This window comes from Herbiconiux daphne (genome assembly GCF_024979295.1).
GTDB classification, from domain to species: Bacteria; Actinomycetota; Actinomycetes; order Actinomycetales; family Microbacteriaceae; genus Herbiconiux; species Herbiconiux daphnes.
In genome coordinates this window covers 1-525 of the sequence record NZ_JANLCJ010000799.1, presented here as the reverse complement: position 1 = coordinate 525, position 525 = coordinate 1, and the positions used below count along the sequence as shown (strand labels likewise).

Here is a 525-nt window from a genome sequence, read left to right as displayed (position 1 = left end):
AATGGAAAGGTCTTTCCTGTCCTTCCTCAGTGTACGCTGTTAGTATCCGCGCAGCGGTTTAATCACACCCTCCAGAAGCTTCTGAGATGTCTCCAGTACCATGCGACATTCGTTGTCAGTCATGATTTTAGGAGCATCCAGTTTGAACAACTCACGCTTGAAGCGAGACAGACGACGCTCAAGACGTTGACGCACTTCTTCATCGACGTTATCGAAAGTCAATGCTGCCTCTGCAACAGCGATTGCCGAACGATACTTGTCATCAATCTTCTTATCAGTCATAAAACACCTCTCAAAATACCCCTACAAGCTACTGAGAAGCCCGTAGGGACGTTGGGTTAAGCAAGATGATGAATCACCTTACCTCGTTGTAGGAACGCTCAGAAACGCTCCTGTTAATCTTAAAACCCGAAGAGCTTCTTGATGAAGCGGAACTTCTCTTTGTAGTCCCAGCCAATCCACTCTTCAACTACCGTCTGTTGTGCCTCCAGACGCTCTGCACGACGCTGTGCGATGAGTTCTGCA

At 47.8% G+C, this 525-nt stretch carries 1 protein-coding gene; it reads right to left on the bottom strand.

Features of this window, described 5'->3' with window-relative positions:
• Positions 1–39: 39 nt before the first annotated feature.
• Positions 40–282 carry a hypothetical protein gene (locus N1032_RS27765; RefSeq protein WP_259543961.1) on the bottom strand — a complete coding sequence of 81 codons (243 nt, stop codon included), beginning with the start codon at positions 280–282 and terminating at the stop codon, positions 40–42.
• Between the last annotated feature and the right edge of the window lie 243 nt (positions 283–525).

Excerpts from the sequence above, each read along its gene's own strand:
- N1032_RS27765 (WP_259543961.1), bottom strand. The coding sequence starts at position 282 with ATGACTGATAAGAAGATTGATGACAAGTATCGTTCGGCAATCGCTGTT.